Source organism: Paracoccus suum, assembly GCF_003324675.1.
Classification (GTDB): Bacteria; Pseudomonadota; Alphaproteobacteria; order Rhodobacterales; family Rhodobacteraceae; genus Paracoccus; species Paracoccus suum.
Genome location: NZ_CP030918.1, coordinates 1,319,655 through 1,344,314, shown reverse-complemented (window position 1 = coordinate 1,344,314; position 24,660 = coordinate 1,319,655). Strand labels below are relative to the sequence as shown.

The following is a 24,660-nucleotide window of genomic DNA, read 5'->3' as shown; positions in this document are numbered from 1 at the left end:
TGGATGGCGGTCTCGGTCAGCGCCTCGCGCGGGAGGGGCTGACCACCCGCCTGGGTCCGGGGCAAGGCTTCGGGGACATAGGTCATGGCTGGCCTCAGTTTTCGCGCTTCAGGCGCTGTTCGAGATACATCGAGTACCGCGACATGCCGAAGCAGAGGATGAAGAAGATGGCGCCGGTGAAGATGTAAGGCTCCCAGTAGGTGCCCTTCCATGCGACCGAGGCGCGAACCGAATCGGCTGTCGCCTTCAGCGGGTCATAGAGCCCGACGAAGGTGACCAGGGTGGTGTCCTTGAACATGCCGATGAAGGTCGAGACGATGCCCGGGATCGAGATCTTCAGTGCCTGCGGCAGGATGATCAGCCGCTGCGCCTTCCAGTAATCGAGGCCGAGCGAATCCGCCGCCTCGTACTGACCCTTGGGCAGCGCCGCGAGACCGCCGCGGATCACCTCGGCCATGTAAGCCGCGGCGAACAGCGTCACCATGATGATGACCCGCAGGATGATGTCGAAGTTGGTGCCCGGGGGCAGGAAGTAGTTGAGCAGCAGCGAGGCGACGAACAGCAGGGCAATCAGCGGCACTCCGCGGATGAACTCGATGAACATCACCGCAAAGCCCTTGACCAGCGGCAGGTCCGACCGCCGCGCGAGCGCCAGGATGATGCCCAGCGGCAGCGACATTGCGATGCCCGAGACGCCGATGGTGATGGACAGAAGGAACCCGCCAAAGCTGTCGGAGGCGACGCGCGTGATGGCCAGATCGACCGTCTGGTTCAGCCGTGGGACCAGCCACGGCCCGATCCACCACCACCAGGCCACCGCGGCCGCGATGGCGCCGACGACCGCCAGCAGCGACGATGTCCGCTCGAGCGCACGATAGACCGCGTAGGCGACGCCAAAGCCGAGCATCACCACGATCGGGGACCAAAGCGATCCGCCCCACAGCAGCCAGACCCCGAGCGCCGGATAAAGGCCCGTCATGACCAGCAGCAGCGAGGGACGAAACTCGGACAGCAGCCAGGCCAGCATCATTATCGCCGCGACCCAGGTCAGCGGCGCGGTCGGTGCGCCGAGCGCGTCCATGATCCAGACGGTCAGGATGGCGGCGAGGAACAGCACCCAGCGGCGGATGCCCCGGCTGTCCGAGAAGAGGACCGGTGCCAGGGCGACGAACAGAAATCCAAAGGCCGCAACCGGCCGCCACCACAGGTGGGACGGATAGAAACCAAAGACGAACTGCGACCAACGCTCGCGCACCAGCGCCCAGCAGGCGCCCGTTGTGCCCTCGCCAAAGGTCGCGGCAATGATCCCGCGACACTCCTTGAGGCTGTTGGCATGCCAGACCGAATGGGCAATCCACGGCCAGATGGAGGATACTAGATACCAGATCGCGGCCAGTCCCAGCAGGGTCAGGGCGATGTTCAGCGGGCCCGAGAACAGGTTCTCGCGCAGCCAGAGGACCGGGCCGGACTGCCGGTTAGGCGGCGGCGCCGGCGGCAGCATAGTGTCGCGGACGTACTGAACGGTTTGCGCATGAATCTCGGACATGGCTCAGCGCTCCCTCAGGCGGACGCGGGCGTTGAAGAGGTTCATCGCGCTGGAAATGATCAGGCTGAGGACGAGGTAGATGCCCATCATCAGGACCATGCTCTCAAGCTCTCGACCGGTCTGGTTCAGGGTCGTGCCGCCCAGCGTCGCCTTGAGGTCCATGTAGCCTGTGGCGATCGCCAAACTGCTGTTCTTGGTCAGGTTCAGGAACTGCGAGATCAGCGGCGGGATGATCACCCGCAGCGCCTGCGGCAGGACCACCAGGCTCATGGTGCGGCGGCGGCTGAGGCCGAGGGCATAGCTCGCCTCGGACTGGCCCTTGCTGACGGCGAGGACACCGGCGCGCACGATCTCGGCGATGAAGGCACCGGTGTAGAGGGACAGCGCCAGCCACAGTGCCACCAGCGCGTTATGGACGTTGACCCCGCCCGCGAAGTTGAAGCCCTTCAGGGTCGGGCGCACTACCTCGATTCCGAAGTAGAGCCACAACGCCACCAGCGGCAGCACGAACAGCGCCGCCGAGATCGGCCAGGTGCGCGGCCGGACGCCGGTCAGGTTCTGGCGCGCCCTCGCCCAGCGGCCCAGCGCGCGATGCGCCAGGATGGCGAGGACGAGCACGACGATATAGGCGATGGTCGCCCAGTTGATCGTCACCCCCCAGCCGATGTTCAGGCTGCCATGGCTGTGCAGCAGGTTCAGGGTCGGGATCGCGGTATAGCGGTTGGTCAGCGCGATGCTGTCGAACAGGATCATATGTGCGGCCGGATCGGCCCCCGAATAGGCGCGCGGCGCCGGCAGGGATTCCGTGAATACCGCATAGACCACCAGGATCCACAGCAGCAGCGGGATGTTGCGGAACAGCTCGACATAGATGGTCATCAGTCGCGCGACGAGCCAGTTGTTGGAAAGTCGCAGAACACCGGCCGTGACCCCGATGATCGTCGCGGTGATGCAGCCCAGAACCGCGACCAGCAGCGTGTTGAGCAGCCCCACGACGGCCGCGCGCATGTGGCTGCTGTCGGCGGTATAGGGGATCAGGACCTGCGGAATGTCGTAGCCCGCGCGCTTCCACAGGAAATCGAAGTTGAAGTCTTTGCCGAGACGGCTGAGGTTTTCGATGGTGTTTCCGATCAGCCACCAGGCGGCGGCCATGATCAGGATGAAAACGACCACCTGGATGGTGTAACCCCGGTAACGCCGGTCATTAATCAGCATCATCGGTCGGAACGGCGGATGCGCCGGTACCGCGAAATCGCTCATTGGCTCTCCCTGTGCGGCGGCCGGTATTTTGTCAGCCGGAATTGCGCGCCGCGTCGTCTGGTGCGTGCACCGCCCGGGGCTCTAGCGGCCCGGACAGTGCCTTCTTATCGCTTAACTTATCAGCGGAACGGCGGGGCGTACATCAGTCCGCCCTGGGTCCATTGCGCATTGAGGCCCCGCGCCAGCTTGATCGGCGTTGCTTCGCCGATGGTGGCGTTGAAAATCTCGCCATAGTTGCCAGAGGCCGCGATCGCGCGCTTGGCCCACTCCGCGTCGAGGCCGATCATCTTGCCCAGATCGTCCGTCTTTCCCAGCAGGCGCTGGACCTCCGGGTTCTGCGAAGTGTTCGCCTGCTCGTCCAGGTTAGCCGACGTGATGCCATATTCCTCGGCCGCGACCAGCGCGAAGAAGGTCCAGCGGACGATATCGCCCCAGTTGTTGTCGCCATGGCGAACCGCAACCGCCAGCGGCTCCTTGCTGATGATCTCGGGCAGGATGATGTGATCGTCGGGGTTCGCAAAGGCGGCACGGGTCGCCGCCAGGCCCGAGGCATCGGTCGTGTAGGCGTCGCAGGCACCGGCCAGGTACTGCTGCTCGCCCTCGGCGTTGCTGTCGATGTTGACCGGCTGGTACTTCATATTGTTGGCGCGGAAGTAGTCGGCCAGGTTCAGCTCGGTCGTGGTGCCGGTCTGGATGCAGACGGTCGCGCCATCCAGTTCCTTGGCCGAGGTCACACCCAGCGATTTGGGGACCATGAAGCCCTGGCCGTCATAGTAGTTGATCGCCACGAAATCGAGCTTGAGGTCGGTATCGCGCGAGAAGGTCACGGTGGAGTTCCGGGCCAGCACGTCAACCTCGCCCGAGGAGAGCGCGGTGAACCGGGTCTGGCCGGTGGTGGGCACGTATTTGACCTTGCTGGCATCGCCCAGCACGGCGGCCGCGACGGCCTTGCAAACGGCGATGTCAAAGCCTTGCCAGTTGCCGTTGGCGTCCGGCGCAGCAAAGCCGACCAGGCCGGTGTTCACACCGCAGTTCAGCATGCCGCGGGCCTTCACGTCGGCCAGCGTGTCGGCCATTGCGCCGCCTGCCAGCAGCGCGGCTGCGGTTGCCGTGCCAAAAAGAATAGCGAGTTTCATGGGGACCCTTCCCTGTGTAGCCGGCCTTCGCCGGGCTGCGCTCTCCCCTCTGCGGGGGCGGAAATCATGGGGACCATTGCCGACCCCGTGCGCGATTAGTTGCCGATCGAAACCGGTCCGTCAACAGTCAGGGGGGTTTAGCCGCGCGCGCCGACATCCGTCCGGCGTGAAAGATGCCAGAGGCGCTCGGCATTCTGCATGGCTTCAAGGCGGGCTTCGGCGGCGGCGTCTGCCTCCTCGTCGCGGCCCCATTGCTCGGCCTGGAACTCCTCGTCGAGGCGGGCGAGGGCATGGGCCATGGTGGCGTCGATTCGCCCGTCGATCACCGCAAGCCCGAGGATCAGCGAGCCGGGCAGCGTTACCAGATCATGCAGCGCGGTCAGCCCAAACACGTCGAGCGCTGCCACCGCATCGGCCAGTCGCGCCAGCGCCGCAGGGTCCTGCGCCACCGGGATGACGCCGCCGGTGACCGCAAGCGGCGCATCGTGGCGTGCCTTGGCCCAATCGATCAGCGGGTCCCAACCAGCAGACTGGCGGGCCGCGAGGCCGCCCTCGCCCGCGCCCTCGGCGCGGTAGGACAGCAGGTCGGTGCTGGCGTAGTCGGACAGCATGGCGGCAACTTCGGCCTGCTGAGGCGTCACGCGTTCGATGGCAGAGTTCGCGGCGCGAGTCAGGGGCATCGTCAGCGGGGCGATCAGATCGCCCTGCGCGTCCCATTCGTCGGCGATGGCCCGCGCCAGCGCCTCGGTCGGCAGGACCAGGGCGGCCTTGCCGGGCGTGCGCAGCGGCTTGCCATCAAGCGTCACTTCCCAGCCATCCCCAGCCGGGCGGACATCGGCCACCTTCCAGAAACGGCGCGCCTTCCACTCGCTCATGCAAGGGCCCCCGACGTGGTCCAGTTCTCCAGGCGCTCCGTGAGGGCCGGGAAATTCTCGGCAACGACTGCCGCACCGGCTTCGCGCAGCGCGCCGGGTGGATGGTACCCCCAGCCGACCCCCAGCGCGTGAACGCCAGCGGCCCGGGCCATGGCCATGTCGAAGCTGGTATCGCCGATCATCACCGTCGCCTCGGGCGCCGCACCCACCTCGGCCATCGCGGTCAGAATCATCGCCGGATCAGGTTTGGAGGGGTGATCGTCGGCGCATTGCAACGTGGTGAACGTGCCCGTAAAGCCATGATGCGCGATCATCGCGTGCAGACCGCGCCGACTTTTGCCGGTCGCGATTCCCAGCAACAGATCGTCGCGCCCCGAAAACTGCGCGACGCAGGCCGCGGCACCGTCATATAGCAGCGCTTCTTTCTGATGGCGGATGCCCATGAATGCGCCGCGATAGCCCTCGACGAGCCGCATCTGGCGATCTCGCGGCAAGTCCGGCGCCAGCGCCGCCATCGCCTGCGGCAGCGACAGGCCGACGATGCCGCGCACCTGCGCCAGATCAGGACTGGGCACACCCTCGGCGTCAAAGGCATGACGCATCGCCGCATGGATGTGATGCTGGCTGTCCACCAGCGTGCCATCGACGTCGAACAGAATCAGCTTCACAGGACCTCGGCGAAGGGATCGGCCGGCACGTCGCGCTCGGACCAGCCGAGCGTCTCCCAGGTGCGGGCCATATGTTCGGGCAGCGGTGCAGTGATGGTCAGCATCTCGCCGGTGATCGGGTGCTTTACGGTCAGCGAGCGGGCGTGCAGGTGCAGCTTGCGGCTGATCTCGCCGCCGAGTTGCGCGCCCCAGCCGTCGCCAAGGTTCTCCTGCCCCGAGCCGCCGTATTTGCCGTCGCCGACGATGGGGTGGCCCAGTTCGGCCATATGCGCGCGCAACTGGTGGGTGCGCCCGGTGATGGGCACCAACGCGCACCAGCTGGCGCGCGAGCCGAGGTTGTCGAGGACGGCGTAATCGGTGGTGGCGCGCTTGGCGCCCTCGGTCTGGTCCACCTTGGACGGGTGGATGCAGATCATGCGCTCGCTGTCGTGGCCACCCTTGATCAGTCCAAAGCGGATGGTGCCCATGCGCGGGTGTGGCACGCCGGCGACGGCGGCCCAGTAGATCTTGCGGGTGTCACGGTGCCGAAACGCCTCGGAGAGGCCCCGCGCCACTCGGTCGGTGCGGGCCAGCAACAGCACCCCAGAGGTGTCCTTGTCGAGGCGATGGACCAGCTTGGGCCGGTCCTTGTATCCGAACATCAGCGCGGCGGTCAGCCCGTCGACATGGCGGTTGCCCTGCCCGCTGCCACCTTGACTGGGCAGGCCCGGCGGCTTGTTCAGGGCGATGATATGCTGGTCTTTCCACAGCACGGCCGCCTGGATCATGGCGGCATCCGCCTCGGACGGGGTGCCGGGACGCGGGGCGCGGACTACTGCGGGCGCAGCCGAGGCGTCGGGCAGCGGCGGCACCCGAACCTGCTGGCCGGCCTCGATCCGGGTGGCGGGCTTGACCCGGCCACCATCGACCCGCAGCTCGCCCTTGCGGCACATCTTTTCGATGGCGATCTGGTTCAGTTGCGGGAATTGCCGGCGCAGCCAGCGATCCAGCCGCTGGTCCCCCTCGTCCGCCCCGACCGTCAGGCTGAGAACGCCGCTCATGCGAAGATCGCCCGGCCGAGCGCAAGGCCGGCCATCACCGCCGCCAGCGACAGGACGACCGAGGCCAGCACATAGGCGGCTGCCAGCGGGTGCTGCCCCCGCCCCCACAAAGTCAGCGCGTCGAGGGAGAAGGCGGAAAAAGTGGTGAATCCGCCTAGCACGCCGGTCATCAGGAAGGGCGCGAGATGCTGGCCGCCGCGATGGGCAAACAGCGCGGCGAGCAGGCCCATGGCGAGGCAACCGGCGACGTTCACGCCCAGCGTGGCGACCGGAAATTGCGGGCCATGGCCGGGCACCGCGCGGGTTGCGGCATAGCGCAGCGTGGCGCCGATGGCGCCACCGGCGGCGACCTGAAGATAGTTGTTCATCCCCTGCCCTTCCCGCCGCGGCAGAACAAAGTCAACCGCCCTTGGGCTGGCCGCGCTTCAGCCGCTGCTGCACGAACCAGTCGAGACGCTTTTTCAGCTCGCGTTCAAAGCCGCGCTCGACCGGGCTGTAGAGGACCGGGCGCTTGATGCCTTCAGGGAAGTAGTTCTGGCCGGAAAAGCCGTCCTCGGCGTTGTGGTCATAGGCGTAGCCGGCGCCATAGCCCTGATCCTTCATCAGCTTGGTCGGTGCGTTCAGGATATGCGCCGGGGGCATCAGGCTGCCTGTGCGCTTTGCCTCGGCCTTCGCATCGGAAAAGGCCCGGTAGCCGGCGTTGGATTTGGGCGCGAGCGCCAGATAGATCAGCGCCTGGGCCAAGGCCAACTCGCCTTCGGGGCTGCCGAGCCGCTCATAGACCTCCCAGGCATGCAGGCAATGGGTCTGGGCGTCGGGATCGGCGAGGCCGATGTCCTCGATCGCCATGCGGGTGATGCGCCGGGCCAGATAGCGCGGGTCCTCGCCCCCCTCGAGCATCCGCGCAAACCAGTAGAGAGCCGCGTCCGGGTCGCTGCCACGCACCGATTTGTGCAGGGCCGAGATCAGGTTGTAATGCTCGTCCCCGGATTTGTCATATTTGGCCGCCCGCCGCATGAGGCGCTGCGCCAGCCCCTCGGGGTCGAGCGGGCCCGGCAGGCGCCAGGCAAACACCTGCTCGATCAGGTTCAGGGCCGCGCGGCCATCGCCGTCTGCCATCCCCAGCAGGCGCTCGCGCGCCGGGGCCGTCATCGGCAGCGGCCGGCCCATCTCGCGTTCGGCCCGTTGTGCCAGCAATTCAAGGTCGGCGAGCGAGAGGCGCTCGAGCACGATTACCTGCGCCCGCGACAGCAGGGCGGCGTTCAACTCGAAGCTAGGGTTCTCGGTCGTCGCGCCGACCAGCAGGATCGTGCCGTCCTCCATCAGTGGCAGAAAGCTGTCCTGCTGCGCCTTGTTGAAGCGGTGGATCTCGTCGACGAACAACAATGTGCCGCGACCCTGATCGCGGCGCATTCGTGCCGCCTCGAACACCCGGCGCAGTTCGGGAACGCCGGAAAAGATGGCGCTGATCTGGACGAAATGCAGGTCAGTCTGGTCAGCGAGAAGCCGCGCAATCGTGGTCTTGCCGACGCCGGGTGGTCCCCAAAGGATCAGCGACCCGAGGCTGCCCGCCTCCAGCATCGAGCCAAGGGGACCATCGCTGGAAAGCACCTTGCCCTGGCCAATGACCTCGGCCAGCGACTGCGGCCGCAGGCGATCGGCCAGCGGTCTATGGCCTGCGGGCGCGGGGGTCCCGCCCACGGCGGGGTCGGTCGGGTTCTGGTCAAACAGGTCGGCTGGCATGGCAGGCGGCAGGTTACGCCGCCTGTCCAATGGCGGAAAGCGCGATCAGTGCAGTTTGGTCGCCAGGCTGATCGACACGGCCTGCGATTGGCCATCCTCGAAATCCAGCGGCCGGCCGATGCCCTGGATGTCCAGATGCAGACGCTTAGCCCAGATCGGCCACTGGGTGGTGATGATGCCGATCAGTCGAGTCGCGCCCAGATCGCGAGCCGCGCGGGTCATCTCGCCGATCAGGGCGAGTTGGACCTTGCGCCGCGTCTCGGTCGGGACGGCATGGCTGACGAACACCCGCGAGCTTTCCCAGACGTGGCTGGCAACCGGGGCCTCGTCATAGAGCAGGTCGGTCGGGATCGTGCCACCTAGGATGCCGAGCTGCGCATCACGGATCATGTAGCTGTAGATACCGCAGCGCGCCGTGGTCGGCGTCAGCCGGACCCCGGCCATCACCTGGCCACGCTCGTGGATGGCGACCCACCGGCTCTGCGGTGTATCGTACTGGTCGAACTCCATGCCCTCGTCCTCGGGCAGATCCCAGTTGTTCTGGACGATGAAGCTCTGTTTGCGGGCCCGCAGCAGGTTGGCGAACAATTCGCCATGCTGGTGCAGGTTCGAGAAGGACAGGGTGGTCGTCTGCATGGTGGGTTCCTGGCGCTAAAGGAAAACTTCCCTTCGGCACATGCGGCTTTTCCCAGAGCGATCCCCTACAGCAAACGGTAATCCTTAGCCCTTTGCAGTGCTTCCGCAGTCGTCCGCGCATCCAGCCGCTCGCGCGCCGAGATGAGCCGCGCCTTGAAGGCACTCTCCGAGATACCAAGTTTGGCAGCCGCTGCCGCATGCCGGTCGCCCTCCGCAATGCACCGAAGGGCCTCTTTCTGAGCCTTCGTCAGGCTCTCCGGCGGGGTCAAAATATCATGTAACCGCCGGATGGTGGTGGAAATCATTTCGACTTCCGTGTCGGTGAACTCGCGCTCATCATGCGCAAGGCAGGCGATGCTGCGCGACGTGATGGCGCCGTAGGAAACCGTCAGCCCGTATTTAAGGCCGTGGTTGGCGGCGTCTTTCAAGATGCCGAAGGGGTCAGGCACAGGCAGCACGCTCCACCGGCAGGCGCCGGTGGTCGAAAAGCCCCAGGCGATGACGGGATCCCGCAACGCATAGGCGTTCATCGCATAGCGGTCTGCCCATGCCTGGCTATAGGTTTGATACTGGATGAGTGGGGCCGCGAAACGGATGTGAAAGCCCAGAAAATACCCGGAAGGCGCAAGTTTACCCAGGTTTGGTAAGGCGGCTTGAACTTCGGATCGCGCAATCATGGGTTCGACAATCTAAGACGCCGGAGGCGATGTAAATTTCTTATCTCAGTCTCGGTAGGTCCGACCGGGTGTTGCGAACCTAAAGCCTCCCTTGGGATTGCAAATACGTTCTCGAAAAGACGAATCGGGCAACAGCAGCGGCATTCCAACCCTTTTCTGATATTCATGGGGCAGAATCCATCCCCTTGTCCGCCATGGTTATTCAACCTTGGGGTTTACCCGAGGTTAAACGCGGCAAAAAAATCTTACATGCTCCAGTTGAACTCACGAGCCGCCGCACGGTCGCGACGGCTTTTCTGACGCCGGCAGACCACATGAGAACGCCCGCCCCTTTCGAGGCGGGCGGGATACGATCTCGTCATGCCCGAGGTGTCAGGCGCTGACCTCGTCCTCAGCGGCAAACTCGGCCTCGACGCGGGCCCGGTCGGCGGCGCCCTTGGCGTTCGGGTCGCGATCGACGAATTCGATGATGGCCATGGGCGCCATGTCGCCATAGCGGAAGCCGGCTTTCAGGACACGGACGTAGCCGCCCTGACGGTCCTTGTAGCGCGGGCCAAGAATTTCGAACAGGCGGGCGACATACTGGTCCTGCTTGAGCTGCGCGGCAGCTTGGCGGCGGGCGTGCAGATCGCCGCGCTTGGCCAGCGTGATCAGCTTTTCGATGATCGGCCGCAATTCCTTGGCCTTGGGCAAGGTCGTCTTGATCTGCTCATGCTCGATCAGGCTGCCGGCCATGTTCGCGAACAGGGCCTTGCGGTGCTCGTGGGTGCGGTTCAGGCGGCGATAGCCGCGGGCGTGACGCATTGGAATCTCCTATGGCGTATTTTGCTTTGTCCGGCAGCGTGCTGCGTGTCACGCCGCTCTCCTTGGGGCGGATGCCCGGTCGTCGGGAGGGCGCGCGCGGCGCCCCCCTGTCGTCGCTCAGAACTGGTCGTCGAAACGCTTGGCCAGGTCTTCGATGTTTTCCGGCGGCCAGTCGACCACGTCCATGCCGAGGTGCAGGCCCATGCCCGACAGAACTTCCTTGATCTCATTCAAGGACTTTCGGCCGAAGTTCGGGGTCCGCAGCATCTCGGCTTCGGTCTTCTGGATCAGATCGCCGATGTAAACGATGTTGTCGTTCTTGAGGCAGTTGGCCGAACGGACCGACAGCTCAAGCTCGTCGACTTTCTTCAGCAGACGCGGATCGAACTCGAGCCCGTCCTCGGCCGACGCCGCGCGGGCCGACTCCGGCTCCTCGAAGTTCACGAACACCGCCAATTGGTCTTGCAGGATGCGCGCGGCGTAGGCCACGGCGTCCTCCGGGGTCAGCGAGCCGTCGGTCTCGACGCGCATGGTCAGCTTGTCATAGTCCAGCACCTGGCCCTCGCGGGTGGGCGTGACTTCGTAGCTGACGCGCTTGACCGGCGAGAAGATCGCGTCGATCGGGATCAGGCCGATCGGCGCGTCCTCGGGACGGTTCTTGTCCGCGGCGACATAGCCCTTGCCGTTCTGCACCGTCAGCTCGACATTCAGTTCGGCGCCGTCATCGAGGTGGCAGATCAGGTGGTCGCGGTTCAGGACCGTAATCCCGGCAGTTTCCTGGATCGCACCGGCACGGACCTCGCCCGGACCCTTGGCCGACAGCGTCAGGCGCTTGGGCGTGTCCACGTCCATCTTGAGCGTGACGCCCTTGAGGTTCAGGACGATGTCGGTCACGTCTTCACGGACGCCGGCGACCGACGAAAACTCGTGCAGCACGTTGTCGATCTGCACCGAGGTGATTGCCGCGCCCTGGAGCGAGGACATGAGCACGCGGCGCAGGGCGTTGCCGAGCGTAAGGCCAAAGCCGCGCTCGAGCGGTTCGGCGACCACGGTGGCGACGCGGGTGGCGTCGGCGCCGGGACGAACTTCAAGCTGCGTCGGCTTGATAAGCTCGGCCCAATTCTTGTGGATCATGCTGTGCCCTCCATTCCAGTCTTTGGCCCATGTCCGGTGGCCGAAGACGCCCGAGGTAAAATGCGAAAACCCGGACCGCGCGTAACGCACGCGCGGTCCGGCAAGAAGAGCAATGGGTCAGACGCGCCGGCGCTTGGGCGGGCGGCAGCCGTTGTGGGCGATCGGGGTCACGTCACGAATCGCGGTGACGTTGAAGCCGACCGCGGCCAGAGCGCGCAGAGCCGATTCGCGGCCCGAGCCGGGTCCCTGGACCTCGACTTCGATGGTGCGAACGCCATGCTCCTGCGCCTTGCGGCCCGCATCCTCTGCCGCCATCTGCGCGGCATATGGGGTCGATTTCCGGCTGCCCTTGAAGCCCATGGTGCCGGCCGACGACCATGCGATCGCGTTGCCCTGCACGTCCGAGATCAGGATCTTGGTGTTGTTGAAGCTGGAGTTCACATGAGCCACGCCAGTGGCGATGTTCTTGCGCTCTTTGCGCTTCATACGGGTCTTGTCGCGTGCCATACCTGTGCCCCCTTATTTCTTCTTACCGGCGATAGCCTTCGCCGGGCCCTTGCGGGTGCGGGCATTGGTGTGGGTGCGCTGACCGCGCACCGGCAGGCCGCGACGATGACGCAGGCCGCGGTACGAGCCGAGGTCCATCAGCCGCTTGATGTTCATCTGCGTCTCGCGACGCAGGTCACCCTCGACCGCGAGGTTGGCGTCGATGAATTCGCGGATCTGCAGGACTTCTGCGTCCGACAACTCGTTCACGCGGCGCGAGCGGTCGATGCCGACGGCTTCGCAGATCTTCTCGGCGTTGAGCGGGCCGATGCCGTGGATATATTGCAGCGCGATGGGAACGCGCTTGCCGGTAGGGATGTTGACGCCAGCGATACGGGCCAAAGTCCAGTCCTTTGCGTTGCGATTCCGTAATCCCGGAACCTTTTTTCACAACTGCGGACCCGAGGCGCGATGGCGTCGGGCCAACAACTACTCACCCCGTGAACAGGGCGATTCTCTAAGAGATAACGCGACCTAAAGAAAGCGTTGCCGAAGGTCAAGCGCCTTGCGCGGATTGCCCCGAATCGAGGATCGCGGCGATCTCGGCTGCGACTGCCTCGATCTCGGCCAGGCCGTCAACGCGGCGCAGTCGTTCCTTGGCCCAGTAATAGCCGACCAGTGGCGATGTCTTTTTGTAATATTCCAGCAGCCGGGTCCGCAGGCTTTCGGCATTGTCATCCGCGCGGCGGCGCAGGTCGGTCGAGCCGCAGACATCGCAGATGCCCACGACCTTGGTCGGCCGGGTCACGTCGTGATAGACCTCGCCGCAGTTGCCGCAGGTGTAGCGGCCGCTGATCCGCGCCACCAGAACGGCATCGTCGACCTGCATCTCGATCACGGCTGCGATGCGCTGGCCAAGCTCGGCCATCAACTCCTCCAGCGCGTCCGCCTGGGGTAGCGTGCGCGGGAAGCCGTCAAAGATGAAGCCGGCGCCCTCGGGGCCTTCGAGCCGCTCGCGGATCAGACCGATGACGATCTCGTCCGTGACCAGCTCGCCCCGGTCCATGACTTCGGCAACGCGGCGCCCCATCTCCGTGCCCGAGTTGCGCGCGTCGCGCAGCATGTCGCCCGTCGAAAGCTGGACCATGCCGCGCGCCTCGACCAGGCGGCGCGCCTGGGTGCCTTTTCCGGCGCCGGGCGGCCCCAGCAGAATGATGTTGACGGACATTCTTCCCCCTTTGCCAGCGTTCGGCCGCCGCGCGGTGCGGCGGCCCCTCCCCCAGTTCGGTCAGCGCCGGGCCGGCGCGCGTTTCGGCTTGGGCGTTCCCGCCTTGCGGCGGCCACGCAGCTGAGAGCGTTCGATCAGCGATTCGTACTGATGGGCCAACAGATGGCTCTGGATCTGGTTGATGGTGTCCATGACCACCGAGACCACGATCAGCACCGAGGTACCACCGAAGTAGAACGGCACCGAGAACTGGCCGCGAATGAACTCTGGCAGCAGGCAGACGGCGGCGAGGTAAGCCGAGCCGATGACCAGCACGCGGTCGGTGACGTAGCGAAGGTAATCCTCGGTCCGCTTGCCCGGCCGAATCCCGGGCACGAAGCCACCCTGGTTCTTTAGGTTCTCGGCCACGTCGTCGACCTTGAAGCTGACATTGTGGGTATAGAAGTAGGCGAAGAACACGATCATCGCCGCGTAGAACAGCAGGTACAGCGGCTGACCGGGCCCGAAATAGGCCAGGATCGTCGCCATGACCGGGCCGGCCTGGCCGCCCGAGAAGGTCGAGATCGTGACCGGCAGCAGCAGCAGCGAGCTGGCGAAGATCGCCGGAATGACGCCGGCCGGGTTGACCTTGATGGGCAGGTGCGAGGCCTGGCCCTCGTAGATCTTCATCCCGACTTGACGCCGGGGGTATTGGATGCGGATCTTGCGCAAGGCGCGTTCCATGAACACGACGAAGGCGATCACCGCGATAACCATCACGATCACGCCCAGAATCACCGGGGCCGAGATCGCGCCGGTGCGGCCTTGGCTGAGGAACTGGGCGATATGGGTCGGAATCTCGGCGACGATGCCGACAAAGATGATTAGGCTGATGCCGTTGCCAATGCCGCGCGAAGTGATCTGCTCGCCGACCCACATCAGGAACATGGTGCCGCCGACCAAGGTAATGACCACCGAGGCCTGGAAGAACAGGCCCGGATCATGCGCAAGACCGCCTGCCTCGAGGCTGCGGGCAAGGCCGTAGGCCTGGAAGGTCGCCAGAACCACGGTCGCATAACGCGTCCACTGGTTGATCTTCTTGCGCCCCTGCTCGCCCTCTTTCTTCATCTGCTCCAGCGACGGGACCATCGAGGCCAGAAGCTGGATGATGATCGAGGCGGAGATATAGGGCATGATGCCGAGGGCAAAGACGCCCATCCGACCCAGCGCGCCACCGGTGAACATCGACAGGATGCCGCCGATGCCGGTCTGTGCCTGATCCATGAAATTGCGAAGGGCCGAGCCATCGATACCCGGCACAGGGATATAGGTCCCGAGCCGGTAGATGATCAGCAGGCCGATGGTAAACCAGATCCGGCTTTTCAGCTCGGTGGCTTTGCCGAAAGCCGACCAGCTGAGGTTAGCGGCCATCTGTTCTGCGGCTGACGCCATGGGAACGCCTCTTTCATGGCAGCGCCGCCGGACCGTTTCCGAGGTCCGGCGGCGCTTGGAAAACCTGTCAGTGTCTTAGGGGCCACGGCAGCGGCCCGCAACAGATTACTGCGCCAGATTACTGCGCCGCAGTTTCCGCGGCTTCGGGTTGGGCCTTGACCGGAGCGGTCAGGGTGATGCGGCCACCGGCTTTTTCGACCGCCTCGACGGCTGCCTTGGAGGCGCCGGCAACGGTCAGAACCAGGGCTGCGGTCAGTTCGCCCTTGGCGAGCAGGCGGATGCCGTCCAGCTTGCGGCGCACGACGCCCGCGGCCAGCAGCGCATCCTCGTTCAGCTCGGTGCCCGCTTCCAGGCGGCCGGCATCGACCAGGCCCTGCAGCTGGCCGAGATTGATGACCGCGTAATCCTTGCGATTCGGCTTGTTGAAGCCGCGCTTGGGCAGGCGGCGGTAGAGCGGCATCTGGCCGCCTTCGTAGCCGTTCAGCGCCACGCCCGAACGCGAGGTCTGGCCCTTGATACCGCGGCCGGCAGTCTTGCCCTTGCCCGAGCCGGGACCACGCGCAACGCGCTTTTTCTTGCGGTTGGCGCCGGGGTTGTCGTGAAGTTCGTTCAGTTTCATGTCGCTTCCCTCTCGCCGGACACAGCCCCCGAGCGACGGACAGGGCGGACACGGCATGTCATGAATCAATGATGCGCCGCAGCCCGTGGGCCCGGCCGCGTGCTGATAGCGGCTGCGCCGGCCCGATGCAAGCGGCGCCCAATGCGGCCGCCGTCACCTCGATGTCGCACCGGCGTGGCAAGCGGGGGTGCCAGCCCGGCCAGGACACCCGGCCAGACAGCCACGCAAGGAGCAGACATGGACGATTTCGAGCGCGACTATCCCGACCACCGCCACGCCCCCTATTTCGAGCATGGTGACGAGGGTCAGACCAACACCTCGAACAATCGCACATTCTATGAGGTCATGGACGGCCACATGCGCCGGCGCGGCTTTTTGGCCGGCGGGATTGCGGCCATGGCCGCGGGCCTCTTCGGAAACGCGCTGAGCGTGCGCGGCGCCTTTGCTGCCACCAGCGCTCCCTCGGCCCTGTTGGGTTTCGACGCGGTACCGGTCAGCTTTGACGACACCGTGGTCGTGCCGCCGGGCTACAAGGTCCAGATCCTCGGCGCCTGGGGCGAGCCGATCGTGGGCGCGATGCCCGCCTTTGACCCAGCCAACACCGGCGCCGACCAAGCAATGCAGATCGGCCAGCACCACGACGGACTGCATTTCTTCGCCATTGACGGCTCGTCCACCGACGGGCTGATCGTCGTGAACCACGAATACATCGAGCCGCGCCTGCTGCATGTGGCAAAGTGGAAAGGCATGGAACTTGGCGCAGACGACGTCGTCTATGCCGAGGACGGCAGCCGCGAGGACGACGACGTCCTGAAGGAAATGAATGCTCATGGCGTCTCGGTCTATCGCGCCAAGCGCGGCGCCGACGGTGCCTGGGCCATCGCCGCAGATCCAATGAACCGCCGCATCACCGCCCTGACCGAGATCGAGCTCGCCGGCCCGGTTCGCGGCACGGACTACCTGAAAACCCGCTTTTCTCCCGACGGCACCCGCACCCGTGGGACGCTGAACAACTGTGCCTATGGCGTGACGCCTTGGAACACCTACATGGCCGCCGAGGAGAACTGGGCCGGCTACTTCGCCAACACCGACGCGGAGATGTCGGCTGGGCAGAAGCGCTATGGCATCTCGGACGATCCCAAGGGCGGTCGCTACGGCTGGCATCTGGCCAAGGGTGCTGCGGACGAGGTGATCCGCTTTGACATCTCGGCCAAGGGCGCGTCGGCGGCCGAGGACTACCGAAACGAAGCCAACGGTTTTGGCTGGATGGTCGAGATCGACCCGATGGACCCGGCCTCGGTGCCGGTCAAGCGCACCAGCCTGGGGCGGTTCGCGCATGAAGGCGTGGTCTTCGCGCCCGCCGTCGAAGGCCGGCCGGTGGTCTGCTATTCGGGCGACGATTCGCGGTTCGAATATATTTACAAGTTCGTGTCGGACGCCCCCTACGCCGCCGGCAGCAAGGGCGATATCCTCGACAGCGGCACGCTTTATGTTGCGCGCTTCGAGGAAGACGGCACCGGCAAATGGCTGGCGCTGAAACCCGGCGAGAACGGCCTGACGCCCGAGAACGGCTTTGCCGATCTGGCGGCGATCCTGGTCGATACTCGCCTCGCGGCCGACAAGGCCGGCGCCACCAAGATGGACCGCCCGGAGTGGGGCACGGTCGATCCCACCAGCGGTGAGGTCTATTTCACCCTGACCAACAATACCAAGCGCGAGCAGTCCCAGGTCGACGCGATGAATCCCCGCGCCGAGAACAATTTTGGCCACATTATCCGCTGGAAGTACGCGGATGGTGACCACTCGGCGACCGGTTTTGACTGGAACCTGTTCGTGCTCGCCGGAACGCCCCAGCATTCCGAGACCGCGGACGGGGCCGCGCTGGGCGAAGACAATATCTTCGCCTGCCCGGACGGTCTGTGGTGCGACCCCGATTCGCGCCTGTGGATCCAGACCGACATGGGCGACATCGGCCCCGAACATAAGGGCCCGCTGAAGGAATTCGGCATGAACGGTATGCTGGCCGCCGATCCCGCCACCGGCGAGATCCGGCGTTTCCTGACCGGCCCCTGGGGCCAAGAATGCACTGGCGTCATCACCACGCCGGACCAGACCAGCATGTTCGTGAACTTTCAGCATCCGGGCGCCCATGCCACACCCGAGCAGTTCGCCGCAGGCGACATGGGCTCGACCTTCCCGGATGGCGACAAGGCGCAGCCGCCGCGCTCGGCCACGATCGTCATCACCCGTGAGAATGGCGGCAAAATCGGCGCCTGATTGCGATGGCAGTGCCGGCGCCCGCGATGGCGCCGGTATCCGCCGGGAAATCTAACGTGAGTTGCCTCCTGCCGGGCAAGACGACACTGCTGCCGGCAGGAGGCGTTTCATGCGTATCACTATTTTTGCCCTGACCCTGTCTGCCGCTGCTGCCTGCCTCGCGGTTCCGGCGGCGGCCGATCCGGTGCTGTGCGTGGCCCGGGTCAATGGCACCGACATGCCGCTGGCTTACGACAAGGAAGAGGACGGCTTGTCGGCCAACTACTCGCTGCGCGAGACGATCTTTACCGCCTGGGGGCGCGACACCTGCCCCAGCTATGTCGTCATGCGCGCGCTGACGCCCGAATTGAGCGACGAGCAGCGTCAGCCGTTCTGCCTGCAGCATGACAAGGCCAGCGATTCCATCATCGGATATGACGTGGGCGACCGTGACGCCTATGGCCGTTGCAAGGCGCGCCGCAAGGCTGTCTGCCAGCGGGTCAACCAGACCCGCGACGCCGCGCTCGCCATTACCGGCGGGGCAGCGCGCCGGACCTTTCAGGGGGTCGAGACGGTCAACAACAACGCCGCAGGCGCGGTGGTGATGACGGGAACCAAGGCCATGATCGGCCAGGCGCTCGGCAGCATTGGCGGCGCGGCGGCCGGTGTCGCCAGCTCACCCGCAGTGCTGGCGGGGGCCGCGGTCACCGTCGTCGCCGTAGGCGGCGCGGTCTACGCTTGTAGCGAATGATGCGGGCGAGCGAGGCGAACCAAGGGCCGCAGACGAGAAAGGCCGGGGAAATACCCCGGCCTTTCCCACATCTAACCTGGCAAATCAGGCCTTTTCTTCGATGATCTGCACCAGATGCGGGATCTTGGCGACCATACCGCGGACGGCGGGCGTGTCTTCAAGCTCGCGCGTGCGGTGCATCTTGTTCAGGCCGAGGCCCTTGAGGGTCTCGCGCTGGATCGCGGGGCGGCGGATCGGGCTGCCGATCTGCTTGACGGTAATCGTGGCCATCTGAACCTCTCTTACGCTTCAACCGCGGCCGACTCGGCCTCGGCATGGGCGTCCGTGGGACGGTGGCTGTCGGTCGGCGGCAGGATGTCGGCGACTTTCTTGCCGCGACGCTGCGCGACCGAGCGGGGCGAGGCCTCGGCCTTGAGGCCGTCGATCGTGGCGCGGATCATGTTGTAGGGGTTTTGCGACCCAAGCGACTTGGCCACGACGTCCTGGACGCCCAGCATCTCGAACACGGCGCGCATCGGGCCGCCGGCGATGATGCCGGTACCCGGAACCGCGGTGCGCATCACGACCTTGCCGGCGCCATGACGGCCCTCGATGTCGTGGTGCAGGGTGCGGCCGTCACGCAGCGGCACGCGGATCAGGCCGCGCTTGGCCTGTTCGGTCGCCTTGCGGATCGCCTCGGGGACCTCTTTGGCCTTGCCCTTGCCGAAGCCGACACGCCCACGCTGATCGCCGACGACGACGAGCGCGGCAAAGCCAAAGCGCTTGCCGCCTTTGACGGTCTTGCTGACGCGGTTGATCGCGACCAGACGGTCGGCGAATTCCGGGGTCTCTTCGCGGCGGTCGTCACGACGGCCACCACGATCCCGGCGCTGTTCACGTTCTGCCATGCGGCATCCTTTTCAGGTCAGGCGCAATCGCGCGCCGATCAAATCCGATCCTGGTGAACCCAAGGGTTCCCGGATCATCGGGGCGGCGTTGCCGCCGCCCGCAATCATCAGAACTTCAGGCCACCCTCGCGGGCGGCATCGGCGAGGGCCTTGATCTTGCCGTGGAACAGGAAACCGCCCCGGTCAAAGATCACTTCCTCGATCCCGGCGGCTTTCGCGCGCTCGGCAACGGCGGCGCCGACCTTGGCGGCCGCCTCGAGGTTGTTCTGCCCCACCACGCCGAGATCCTTCTCGAGCGTGGAGGCCGCGGCGAGGGTCTTGCCCGCCATGTCGTCGATCAGCTGAACGCTGATGTTCTTGTTGCTGCGGTGAACCGAAAGGCGCGGACGCCCGTTCGAGATGTCACGCAGCTTGTTCCGCACGCGCATGCGACGCTTTTGGAACAGCTCTCGTTTGTTCAGTGCCATTTCAAGCGCCCCTTACTTCTTCTTGCCTTCCTTGCGGAAGACCCTCTCGCCCTTGTAGCGGATGCCCTTGCCCTTGTAGGGCTCGGGCGCACGCCACTCGCGGATGTTCGCGGCGACCTGGCCAACCTGCTGCTGGTCCACGCCCTCGATGATGATTTCGGTCTGCTTCGGGGCAGTGATGGTCACCCCCTCCGGCGTCTCGAAGTTCACGTCGTGGCTGTATCCCAGCTGCAGGCGGAGGGTCTTGCCCTGCATCTGCGCGCGGTAACCGACACCCTGGATCTCAAGCTCTTTCTTGAAGCCCGTGGTGACGCCGGTCACGAGGTTTTCCACCATCGAACGAGACATGCCCCACTGCTGGCGCGCCCGCTTGGACGAGCCGCGCGGCGTGACGGTGATGGCACCGTCCTCGACCGCGAGGGTCACGTCGTCGGTCGCGGCGAAGCTGCGGACGCCCTTGGGGCCCTTCACTTCGATCGATTGACCGTCGATGTTTGCGGTGACGCCCTGCGGAAGGACGACGGGTCGTTTGCCGATACGCGACATTCCCTATCCCTCCTCAGAACACGATGCAGAGGACTTCGCCGCCAACATTGGCGTTGCGAGCCGCTGCATCGGACATGACGCCCTTGGGCGTCGACACGATGGACACGCCGAGGCCGTTGCGGACATGCGGGATGCCCTTGGCGCCGGTGTAGACGCGACGGCCCGGCTTTGACACCCGCGCGATCTCGCGGATGACGGGCGTGCCGTCAAAGTACTTGAGGCTGATTTCCAGCGTTTCGTGACCATTTTCGGTCACGCGCTCGTAGCCGCGGATGTAGCCTTCGGCCTGCAGCACGTCGAGCACCCAGGCGCGAAGCTTGGAAGCGGGCGAGTGGACCGTGGACTTGCCGCGCATCTGCGCGTTGCGGATGCGGGTCAGCATATCGCCGAGAGGATCGTTCATCATATCTCGCGCCCTCCCTTACCAGCTCGATTTCACGAGGCCGGGGATCTGACCTTGCGAGCCGAGCTCGCGCAGCATGATCCGGCTGAGTTTCAGTTTGCGGTAGTAGGCGCGCGGGCGCCCGGTCAACTCGCAGCGGTTCTTCAGGCGCGTGGCCGAGGAGTTGCGCGGCAGTTGGGCCAGCTTCAGCGTGGCCTTGAACCGGTCTTCCATCGGCAGCGACTGATCGTCGATCACGGCGCTCAGCTCGGCGCGCTTGGCGGCATATTGGGCCACCAGACGCTCGCGCTTTTTCTGCCGTTCGATCATGGATTTCTTAGCCATGTGTTCCCCCTCGCGATCAGCTGCTGAACGGCATGTTGAAATGCTTCAACAGCGCCTTCGCTTCCGCGTCGGTCTTCGCGGTGGTGGTGATGATGATGTCCATGCCGAGCACTTCATCGACCTTGTCGAAGTTGATCTCGGGGAACACGATATGTTCCTTCAGGCCCATCGCGTAGTTGCCACGGCCGTCGAACGCCGTGCCCTTGACGCCGCGAAAGTCGCGGACGCGGGGCAGCGCGATGGTGATCAGACGGTCGAGAAACTCATACATGCGGTCGCCGCGCAGCGTGACCTTGGTCCCCAGCGGCATCTCCTCGCGGACCCGGAAGCCAGCGATCGAGTTCTTTGCCTTGGTGATGACGGCCTTCTGGCCGGCGATTAGCGACAGCTCCTCGGAGGCCTGCTTGACCTTCTTGGTGTCCTTGACCGCCTCGCCGACACCCATGTTCAGGACGATCTTGCCCAGACGCGGGATCTGCATGTCGTTCTTGTAGCCGAACTCTTCCTTCAGCGCGGCCCGGATCGTTTCCCGGTAGGCAGCTTTCAGACGCGGCGTGTAGGTGGCTTGATCCAGCATCAGATCGCATCCCCCGTGGTCTTGGCGAAACGCACCTTCTTGTCACCTTCCATGCGGAAGCCGACGCGGGTCGGTTTGCCGGCGGCGTCAGTCAGGGCGAGGTTCGACAGATCGATCGGCATCGCTTTCGGCACGCGGCCGCCCTGCGAGGCTTGCGACTGCTTGGTGTGGCGGATGGCGATGTTCACGCCGTCCACGACCGCCTTGTTGTCCTTGGGCATGACGGTGGTGATCTCACCGGTCTTGCCCTTGTCCTTGCCGGTCAGCACGATGACCTTGTCACCCTTGCGGAGCTTGGCAGCCATCACAGCACCTCCGGCGCAAGCGAGATGATCTTCATGAAGTTCTTCGCCCGCAGTTCACGCACGACCGGCCCGAAGATACGGGTTCCGACCGGCTCGCCCTGGTTGTTCAGGATGACGGCGGCATTCGCGTCGAAACGGATCGAAGTACCGTCCTCGCGCTTCACTTCCTTGGCGGTGCGAACGACGACGGCCTTGCGGACGTCACCCTTCTTCACGCGGCCCTTCGGAATCGCTTCCTTGACGGACACCACGATGATGTCGCCAACCGAAGCATAACGGCGGTGCGAACCGCCAAGAACCTTGATGCACTGCACCCGGCGAGCGCCGGAGTTGTCAGCAACATCCAGATTCGTCTGCATCTGGATCATTGGTCTGCTCCCGACCTTTGGGGACAGGTGCTACCGCACCGCGCCCCAGGGTTTCGTCGACTGGGGCGACTCAGGACTGGGCGGCTTGCGCCACTTCGTCCGTCATCACGGTCCAGCGTTTGGTTTTCGAAATCGGCGCACATTCCATGATGCGGACGGTGTCGCCGGTCTTGAACTGGTTGGCTGCGTCGTGCGCCCGGTACTTCTTGGACGAACGAACGATCTTGTGCAGCACGGGGTGCTTGAAGCGACGCTCAACGAGGACGGTGATCGTCTGCTCGTTCTTGTCGCTGGTCACGGTGCCTTGCAGAATACGACGGGGCATGGCGGTTTCCTCAGTTCGAAGCCGCGGCGGCCGCCGCTTTCTGGTTCAACACGGTCATGACCCGCGCCACGTCACGCTTGACGTCGCGCATGCGCGCAGTCGAGGCGATCTGACCCGTCGCCTGCTGGAAACGCAGGTTGAAGGCCTCTTTCTTCAGCGCCAGCAGCTGCTCGCGCAGCGCCTCGGGCGTCTTGTCGTTGAGTTCCTGCGCTTTCATTGCGCGTGTTCCTTTACCAACATCACCGGAGGGCCCCTGAATGGCAGGGAAACCCTGATTCCCGGTGGAGTTTCGAGACGAAGGCCTGCCCATAGACCTTGGGGGCCCACAGAGCAAGGGTAAACTTGGGCCGACGCGCCTGACGTGGGCCTAAAGCTTCATGCCTGGCCTTTTTGCCGCTTGGCAGACCCACTCGACGAACTGGTCCTCGTCCAGCGGCTTGTCCTCGAATACGTGAAGGTATCGAATTGTCGCCTTCTTGGATTCCGCAGGGGGCAGCGGATCGAGGCTGGTCCCGTTGAAGAAGGCGATTTTGAGATAGCGGGTCAGGCAGTGCATTCCCAGGAACCAGCCGGGATCATTCGGCGCGCCATAGAACGGCTGGTTCCATTTCACCGCCTTGCGTACGTCCGGAACAGTCTTGACGATCAATTTGTCGATGCGCCGCGCGACGTCGCTTTTCCAACCTGGCGCCGCCGCGATCCAATCCTGGACCGGGGCATCCCCATCGGCCTTCGGGATCTGGGGGTTACCGCCAGCCAGCAGGCGGGGGCCGTTCTTGGCCTTGCCGTCCTCCGACTTGGCATCGCTGCTGATCGCCTTCTTTTTCGTAGGCGTCTTTTTGTCCGGGTCCTTGTCCGCGGTCATTGCCCCACCTCCCAAAAGGAAATGCCCCGACGTTTCCGCCGGGGCATTCTTTCATGGGAAGGACTGTCTTACCAGTCTTCGCGATGGACGATGCGGGTCAGCACCGGCAGCTTCATCGCGCCGAGGCGCAGGGCCTCGCGGGCAATGTCGTCCTCGACGCCGTCGATCTCGAACATGATCCGGCCGGGGTGGACCCGGGCCGCCCAGTAGTCGACCGAGCCCTTGCCTTTACCCATCCGCACTTCGGTCGGCTTGCCGGTGACCGGAACGTCCGGGAACACCCGGATCCAGACGCGACCCTGGCGCTTCATGTGGCGGGTGATCGCGCGGCGAGCCGCCTCGATCTGGCGGGCGGTGACCCGCTCGGGTTCAGTGGCCTTCAACGCGTAGCTGCCAAAGTTCAGGTTGAACCCGCCCTTGGCCTCGCCGTGAATGCGGCCCTTGAACTGCTTGCGGAACTTTGTCCGTTTCGGTTGCAGCATGGTTTCCTACCTCTCAGCGCGCGTCGCGGTCGCGATCACGGCGCGGACCGCGCGGACCAGGACCCTCTTGCGCCTCGGTGGCGCGACGGTCGTGGGCCTGCGGGTCATGTTCCATGATCTCGCCTTTGAAGATCCAGACCTTGACGCCGATGATCCCGTAAGGGGTCGTCGCCTCGGACAGGGCATAGTCGATGTCGGCGCGCAGCGTGTGGAGGGGCACCCGGCCCTCGCGATACCACTCGGTCCGCGCGATCTCGGCGCCCCCCAGACGGCCGGCGACGTTGACGCGGATGCCGAGGGCGCCCATGCGCATCGCGTTCTGAACCGCGCGCTTCATGGCGCGACGGAACGAGACGCGACGCTCGAGCTGCTGGGCAATCGATTCCGCGACCAGCTGTGCGTCCATCTCGGGCTTGCGGACCTCGACGATGTTGAGGTGCAGTTCCGACTTGGTGAAGTTCGCCAGCTTCTTGCGCAGTTCTTCGATCTCGGCGCCCTTGCGGCCGATGATGACACCCGGGCGGGCGGCATGGATCGTGACGCGGCACTTCTTGTGCGGACGCTCGATCACCACGCGGCTGACGCCGGCCTGCTTGGCTTCCTTGTGGATGAACTCGCGCATCTTCAGGTCCTCCAGCAGGAGGTTCCCGTAGTCGCGGTCATCGGCATACCAGCGGCTGTCCCAAGTGCGGTTGACCTGCAGGCGCATCCCGATGGGGTTGACCTTCTGTCCCATTACGCGAGCTCCTCGGCAGCTTCGGGGGCGGAGGCGGTTGCAGCCGCCTGACGGTTCGACGCGGTCGCACGCTTGGCGCGGGCGG

At 65.0% G+C, this 24,660-nt stretch carries 33 protein-coding genes; 2 read left to right on the top strand and 31 right to left on the bottom strand.

Annotation, left to right across the window (positions count from 1 at the left end):
- Positions 1-94 precede the first annotated feature (94 nt).
- From DRW48_RS06540 to rplO, 17 genes are all read right to left on the bottom strand, one after another.
- Positions 95-1,546 (bottom strand): amino acid ABC transporter permease, encoded by a 1,452-nt coding sequence (locus DRW48_RS06540; RefSeq protein WP_114075713.1) that lies wholly within the window; start codon positions 1,544-1,546, stop codon positions 95-97.
- Positions 1,547-1,549: 3 nt separating this feature from the next.
- A complete protein-coding gene (locus tag DRW48_RS06535; protein WP_241963398.1) occupies positions 1,550-2,806 on the bottom strand; it encodes an amino acid ABC transporter permease in 1,257 nt (418 codons plus the stop codon).
- 119 nt (positions 2,807-2,925) lie between these two features.
- Positions 2,926-3,942 (bottom strand): amino acid ABC transporter substrate-binding protein, encoded by a 1,017-nt coding sequence (locus tag DRW48_RS06530; protein ID WP_114075712.1) that lies wholly within the window; start codon positions 3,940-3,942, stop codon positions 2,926-2,928.
- Positions 3,943-4,079: 137 nt separating this feature from the next.
- Positions 4,080-4,817, bottom strand: coding sequence for an ATP12 family chaperone protein (locus tag DRW48_RS06525; RefSeq protein ID WP_114075711.1), 738 nt, complete (start codon positions 4,815-4,817; stop codon positions 4,080-4,082).
- Positions 4,814-5,485 carry an HAD-IA family hydrolase gene (locus DRW48_RS06520; RefSeq protein ID WP_114075710.1) on the bottom strand — a complete coding sequence of 224 codons (672 nt, stop codon included), beginning with the start codon at positions 5,483-5,485 and terminating at the stop codon, positions 4,814-4,816. Before DRW48_RS06520 ends, DRW48_RS06525 begins: the two co-directional genes overlap by 4 nt.
- The gene (locus DRW48_RS06515) at positions 5,482-6,525 is read right to left on the bottom strand and encodes an RluA family pseudouridine synthase (protein ID WP_114075709.1); all 1,044 of its coding nucleotides are present in this window, start codon (positions 6,523-6,525) and stop codon (positions 5,482-5,484) included. The genes DRW48_RS06520 and DRW48_RS06515 overlap by 4 nt, the downstream gene beginning before the upstream one ends.
- Positions 6,522-6,893, bottom strand: a complete 372-nt coding sequence (gene crcB, locus DRW48_RS06510; protein ID WP_114075708.1) for a fluoride efflux transporter CrcB — start codon at positions 6,891-6,893, stop codon at positions 6,522-6,524. Before crcB ends, DRW48_RS06515 begins: the two co-directional genes overlap by 4 nt.
- 31 nt (positions 6,894-6,924) lie before the next feature.
- Complete coding sequence (locus DRW48_RS06505) at positions 6,925-8,268, bottom strand: replication-associated recombination protein A (RefSeq protein ID WP_114075707.1); 1,344 nt, start codon at positions 8,266-8,268, stop codon at positions 6,925-6,927.
- A gap of 45 nt (positions 8,269-8,313) precedes the next feature.
- Entirely contained in the window at positions 8,314-8,904 is a 591-nt protein-coding gene (locus DRW48_RS06500) for an acyl-homoserine-lactone synthase (RefSeq protein WP_114075706.1), read from the bottom strand.
- Between the two features lie 65 nt (positions 8,905-8,969).
- Complete coding sequence (locus tag DRW48_RS06495; RefSeq protein ID WP_114075705.1) at positions 8,970-9,581, bottom strand: autoinducer binding domain-containing protein; 612 nt, start codon at positions 9,579-9,581, stop codon at positions 8,970-8,972.
- A gap of 372 nt (positions 9,582-9,953) precedes the next feature.
- Positions 9,954-10,385: a 50S ribosomal protein L17 gene (gene rplQ, locus DRW48_RS06490; protein ID WP_114075704.1), complete on the bottom strand. Its 432-nt coding sequence runs from the start codon at positions 10,383-10,385 to the stop codon at positions 9,954-9,956.
- Positions 10,386-10,502: 117 nt separating this feature from the next.
- Positions 10,503-11,519: a DNA-directed RNA polymerase subunit alpha gene (locus DRW48_RS06485; RefSeq protein WP_114075703.1), complete on the bottom strand. Its 1,017-nt coding sequence runs from the start codon at positions 11,517-11,519 to the stop codon at positions 10,503-10,505.
- 117 nt (positions 11,520-11,636) lie between these two features.
- Positions 11,637-12,026, bottom strand: coding sequence for a 30S ribosomal protein S11 (rpsK, locus tag DRW48_RS06480; protein WP_114075702.1), 390 nt, complete (start codon positions 12,024-12,026; stop codon positions 11,637-11,639).
- Between the two features lie 12 nt (positions 12,027-12,038).
- Positions 12,039-12,407 (bottom strand): 30S ribosomal protein S13, encoded by a 369-nt coding sequence (gene rpsM / locus DRW48_RS06475; RefSeq protein WP_114075701.1) that lies wholly within the window; start codon positions 12,405-12,407, stop codon positions 12,039-12,041.
- Positions 12,408-12,561: 154 nt separating this feature from the next.
- The gene (locus DRW48_RS06470; protein WP_114075700.1) at positions 12,562-13,233 is read right to left on the bottom strand and encodes an adenylate kinase; all 672 of its coding nucleotides are present in this window, start codon (positions 13,231-13,233) and stop codon (positions 12,562-12,564) included.
- 60 nt (positions 13,234-13,293) lie between these two features.
- Positions 13,294-14,664, bottom strand: coding sequence for a preprotein translocase subunit SecY (secY, locus tag DRW48_RS06465; RefSeq protein WP_114075699.1), 1,371 nt, complete (start codon positions 14,662-14,664; stop codon positions 13,294-13,296).
- A 118-nt stretch (positions 14,665-14,782) separates the two neighbouring features.
- Positions 14,783-15,283, bottom strand: a complete 501-nt coding sequence (gene rplO, locus DRW48_RS06460) for a 50S ribosomal protein L15 (protein ID WP_114075698.1) — start codon at positions 15,281-15,283, stop codon at positions 14,783-14,785.
- 237 nt (positions 15,284-15,520) lie between these two features.
- Here rplO and DRW48_RS06455 point away from each other — a divergent pair, with 237 nt between their 5' ends.
- Both DRW48_RS06455 and DRW48_RS06450 read left to right on the top strand, forming a co-directional pair.
- Entirely contained in the window at positions 15,521-17,560 is a 2,040-nt protein-coding gene (locus DRW48_RS06455; protein ID WP_114075697.1) for a PhoX family protein, read from the top strand.
- Between the two features lie 109 nt (positions 17,561-17,669).
- The gene (locus DRW48_RS06450) at positions 17,670-18,290 is read left to right on the top strand and encodes a hypothetical protein (protein ID WP_114075696.1); all 621 of its coding nucleotides are present in this window, start codon (positions 17,670-17,672) and stop codon (positions 18,288-18,290) included.
- Positions 18,291-18,374: 84 nt separating this feature from the next.
- Here the strand turns inward: DRW48_RS06450 and rpmD are convergent, their stop codons facing one another.
- The 14 genes from rpmD to rpsC form a co-directional block, all read right to left on the bottom strand.
- Positions 18,375-18,560, bottom strand: a complete 186-nt coding sequence (gene rpmD, locus DRW48_RS06445) for a 50S ribosomal protein L30 (protein ID WP_114075695.1) — start codon at positions 18,558-18,560, stop codon at positions 18,375-18,377.
- Between the two features lie 11 nt (positions 18,561-18,571).
- Complete coding sequence (rpsE, locus tag DRW48_RS06440) at positions 18,572-19,177, bottom strand: 30S ribosomal protein S5 (protein WP_114075694.1); 606 nt, start codon at positions 19,175-19,177, stop codon at positions 18,572-18,574.
- 107 nt (positions 19,178-19,284) lie between these two features.
- On the bottom strand, positions 19,285-19,644 hold the full coding sequence (gene rplR / locus DRW48_RS06435) for a 50S ribosomal protein L18 (RefSeq protein WP_114075693.1): 360 nt from the start codon (positions 19,642-19,644) through the stop codon (positions 19,285-19,287).
- 12 nt (positions 19,645-19,656) lie between these two features.
- Entirely contained in the window at positions 19,657-20,190 is a 534-nt protein-coding gene (gene rplF / locus DRW48_RS06430; protein ID WP_114075692.1) for a 50S ribosomal protein L6, read from the bottom strand.
- 13 nt (positions 20,191-20,203) lie between these two features.
- Positions 20,204-20,593 carry a 30S ribosomal protein S8 gene (gene rpsH, locus DRW48_RS06425; protein ID WP_114077404.1) on the bottom strand — a complete coding sequence of 130 codons (390 nt, stop codon included), beginning with the start codon at positions 20,591-20,593 and terminating at the stop codon, positions 20,204-20,206.
- Between the two features lie 18 nt (positions 20,594-20,611).
- Positions 20,612-20,917, bottom strand: a complete 306-nt coding sequence (rpsN, locus tag DRW48_RS06420) for a 30S ribosomal protein S14 (protein ID WP_114075691.1) — start codon at positions 20,915-20,917, stop codon at positions 20,612-20,614.
- Between the two features lie 16 nt (positions 20,918-20,933).
- On the bottom strand, positions 20,934-21,494 hold the full coding sequence (gene rplE, locus DRW48_RS06415; RefSeq protein ID WP_114075690.1) for a 50S ribosomal protein L5: 561 nt from the start codon (positions 21,492-21,494) through the stop codon (positions 20,934-20,936).
- Entirely contained in the window at positions 21,494-21,799 is a 306-nt protein-coding gene (gene rplX / locus DRW48_RS06410) for a 50S ribosomal protein L24 (protein WP_114075689.1), read from the bottom strand. Before rplX ends, rplE begins: the two co-directional genes overlap by 1 nt.
- Positions 21,799-22,167, bottom strand: a complete 369-nt coding sequence (gene rplN / locus DRW48_RS06405; RefSeq protein ID WP_114075688.1) for a 50S ribosomal protein L14 — start codon at positions 22,165-22,167, stop codon at positions 21,799-21,801. Before rplN ends, rplX begins: the two co-directional genes overlap by 1 nt.
- 70 nt (positions 22,168-22,237) lie before the next feature.
- The gene (gene rpsQ, locus DRW48_RS06400; protein ID WP_114075687.1) at positions 22,238-22,492 is read right to left on the bottom strand and encodes a 30S ribosomal protein S17; all 255 of its coding nucleotides are present in this window, start codon (positions 22,490-22,492) and stop codon (positions 22,238-22,240) included.
- Positions 22,493-22,502: 10 nt separating this feature from the next.
- A complete protein-coding gene (gene rpmC, locus DRW48_RS06395) occupies positions 22,503-22,709 on the bottom strand; it encodes a 50S ribosomal protein L29 (RefSeq protein ID WP_114075686.1) in 207 nt (68 codons plus the stop codon).
- A gap of 150 nt (positions 22,710-22,859) precedes the next feature.
- Positions 22,860-23,357: a DUF1801 domain-containing protein gene (locus DRW48_RS06390; RefSeq protein ID WP_114075685.1), complete on the bottom strand. Its 498-nt coding sequence runs from the start codon at positions 23,355-23,357 to the stop codon at positions 22,860-22,862.
- Positions 23,358-23,425: 68 nt separating this feature from the next.
- A complete protein-coding gene (rplP, locus tag DRW48_RS06385; RefSeq protein ID WP_114075684.1) occupies positions 23,426-23,839 on the bottom strand; it encodes a 50S ribosomal protein L16 in 414 nt (137 codons plus the stop codon).
- Between the two features lie 13 nt (positions 23,840-23,852).
- Positions 23,853-24,575: a 30S ribosomal protein S3 gene (gene rpsC, locus DRW48_RS06380; protein ID WP_114075683.1), complete on the bottom strand. Its 723-nt coding sequence runs from the start codon at positions 24,573-24,575 to the stop codon at positions 23,853-23,855.
- Between the last annotated feature and the right edge of the window lie 85 nt (positions 24,576-24,660).

Excerpts from the sequence above, each read along its gene's own strand:
- DRW48_RS06540 (WP_114075713.1), bottom strand. The coding sequence starts at position 1,546 with ATGTCCGAGATTCATGCGCAAACCGTTCAGTACGTCCGCGACACTATG.
- DRW48_RS06535 (WP_241963398.1), bottom strand. The coding sequence starts at position 2,806 with ATGAGCGATTTCGCGGTACCGGCGCATCCGCCGTTCCGACCGATGATG.
- DRW48_RS06530 (WP_114075712.1), bottom strand. The coding sequence starts at position 3,942 with ATGAAACTCGCTATTCTTTTTGGCACGGCAACCGCAGCCGCGCTGCTG.
- DRW48_RS06525 (WP_114075711.1), bottom strand. The coding sequence starts at position 4,817 with ATGAGCGAGTGGAAGGCGCGCCGTTTCTGGAAGGTGGCCGATGTCCGC.
- DRW48_RS06515 (WP_114075709.1), bottom strand. The coding sequence starts at position 6,525 with ATGAGCGGCGTTCTCAGCCTGACGGTCGGGGCGGACGAGGGGGACCAG.
- crcB (WP_114075708.1), bottom strand. The coding sequence starts at position 6,893 with ATGAACAACTATCTTCAGGTCGCCGCCGGTGGCGCCATCGGCGCCACG.
- DRW48_RS06505 (WP_114075707.1), bottom strand. The coding sequence starts at position 8,268 with ATGCCAGCCGACCTGTTTGACCAGAACCCGACCGACCCCGCCGTGGGC.
- DRW48_RS06500 (WP_114075706.1), bottom strand. The coding sequence starts at position 8,904 with ATGCAGACGACCACCCTGTCCTTCTCGAACCTGCACCAGCATGGCGAA.
- DRW48_RS06495 (WP_114075705.1), bottom strand. The coding sequence starts at position 9,581 with ATGATTGCGCGATCCGAAGTTCAAGCCGCCTTACCAAACCTGGGTAAA.
- rplQ (WP_114075704.1), bottom strand. The coding sequence starts at position 10,385 with ATGCGTCACGCCCGCGGCTATCGCCGCCTGAACCGCACCCACGAGCAC.
- DRW48_RS06485 (WP_114075703.1), bottom strand. The coding sequence starts at position 11,519 with ATGATCCACAAGAATTGGGCCGAGCTTATCAAGCCGACGCAGCTTGAA.
- rpsK (WP_114075702.1), bottom strand. The coding sequence starts at position 12,026 with ATGGCACGCGACAAGACCCGTATGAAGCGCAAAGAGCGCAAGAACATC.
- DRW48_RS06470 (WP_114075700.1), bottom strand. The coding sequence starts at position 13,233 with ATGTCCGTCAACATCATTCTGCTGGGGCCGCCCGGCGCCGGAAAAGGC.
- secY (WP_114075699.1), bottom strand. The coding sequence starts at position 14,664 with ATGGCGTCAGCCGCAGAACAGATGGCCGCTAACCTCAGCTGGTCGGCT.
- rplO (WP_114075698.1), bottom strand. The coding sequence starts at position 15,283 with ATGAAACTGAACGAACTTCACGACAACCCCGGCGCCAACCGCAAGAAA.
- DRW48_RS06455 (WP_114075697.1), top strand. The coding sequence starts at position 15,521 with ATGGACGATTTCGAGCGCGACTATCCCGACCACCGCCACGCCCCCTAT.
- DRW48_RS06450 (WP_114075696.1), top strand. The coding sequence starts at position 17,670 with ATGCGTATCACTATTTTTGCCCTGACCCTGTCTGCCGCTGCTGCCTGC.
- rpmD (WP_114075695.1), bottom strand. The coding sequence starts at position 18,560 with ATGGCCACGATTACCGTCAAGCAGATCGGCAGCCCGATCCGCCGCCCC.
- rpsE (WP_114075694.1), bottom strand. The coding sequence starts at position 19,177 with ATGGCAGAACGTGAACAGCGCCGGGATCGTGGTGGCCGTCGTGACGAC.
- rplR (WP_114075693.1), bottom strand. The coding sequence starts at position 19,644 with ATGGCACTGAACAAACGAGAGCTGTTCCAAAAGCGTCGCATGCGCGTG.
- rplF (WP_114075692.1), bottom strand. The coding sequence starts at position 20,190 with ATGTCGCGTATCGGCAAACGACCCGTCGTCCTTCCGCAGGGCGTCACC.
- rpsH (WP_114077404.1), bottom strand. The coding sequence starts at position 20,593 with ATGAACGATCCTCTCGGCGATATGCTGACCCGCATCCGCAACGCGCAG.
- rpsN (WP_114075691.1), bottom strand. The coding sequence starts at position 20,917 with ATGGCTAAGAAATCCATGATCGAACGGCAGAAAAAGCGCGAGCGTCTG.
- rplE (WP_114075690.1), bottom strand. The coding sequence starts at position 21,494 with ATGCTGGATCAAGCCACCTACACGCCGCGTCTGAAAGCTGCCTACCGG.
- rplX (WP_114075689.1), bottom strand. The coding sequence starts at position 21,799 with ATGGCTGCCAAGCTCCGCAAGGGTGACAAGGTCATCGTGCTGACCGGC.
- rplN (WP_114075688.1), bottom strand. The coding sequence starts at position 22,167 with ATGATCCAGATGCAGACGAATCTGGATGTTGCTGACAACTCCGGCGCT.
- rpsQ (WP_114075687.1), bottom strand. The coding sequence starts at position 22,492 with ATGCCCCGTCGTATTCTGCAAGGCACCGTGACCAGCGACAAGAACGAG.
- rpmC (WP_114075686.1), bottom strand. The coding sequence starts at position 22,709 with ATGAAAGCGCAGGAACTCAACGACAAGACGCCCGAGGCGCTGCGCGAG.
- DRW48_RS06390 (WP_114075685.1), bottom strand. The coding sequence starts at position 23,357 with ATGACCGCGGACAAGGACCCGGACAAAAAGACGCCTACGAAAAAGAAG.
- rplP (WP_114075684.1), bottom strand. The coding sequence starts at position 23,839 with ATGCTGCAACCGAAACGGACAAAGTTCCGCAAGCAGTTCAAGGGCCGC.
- rpsC (WP_114075683.1), bottom strand. The coding sequence starts at position 24,575 with ATGGGACAGAAGGTCAACCCCATCGGGATGCGCCTGCAGGTCAACCGC.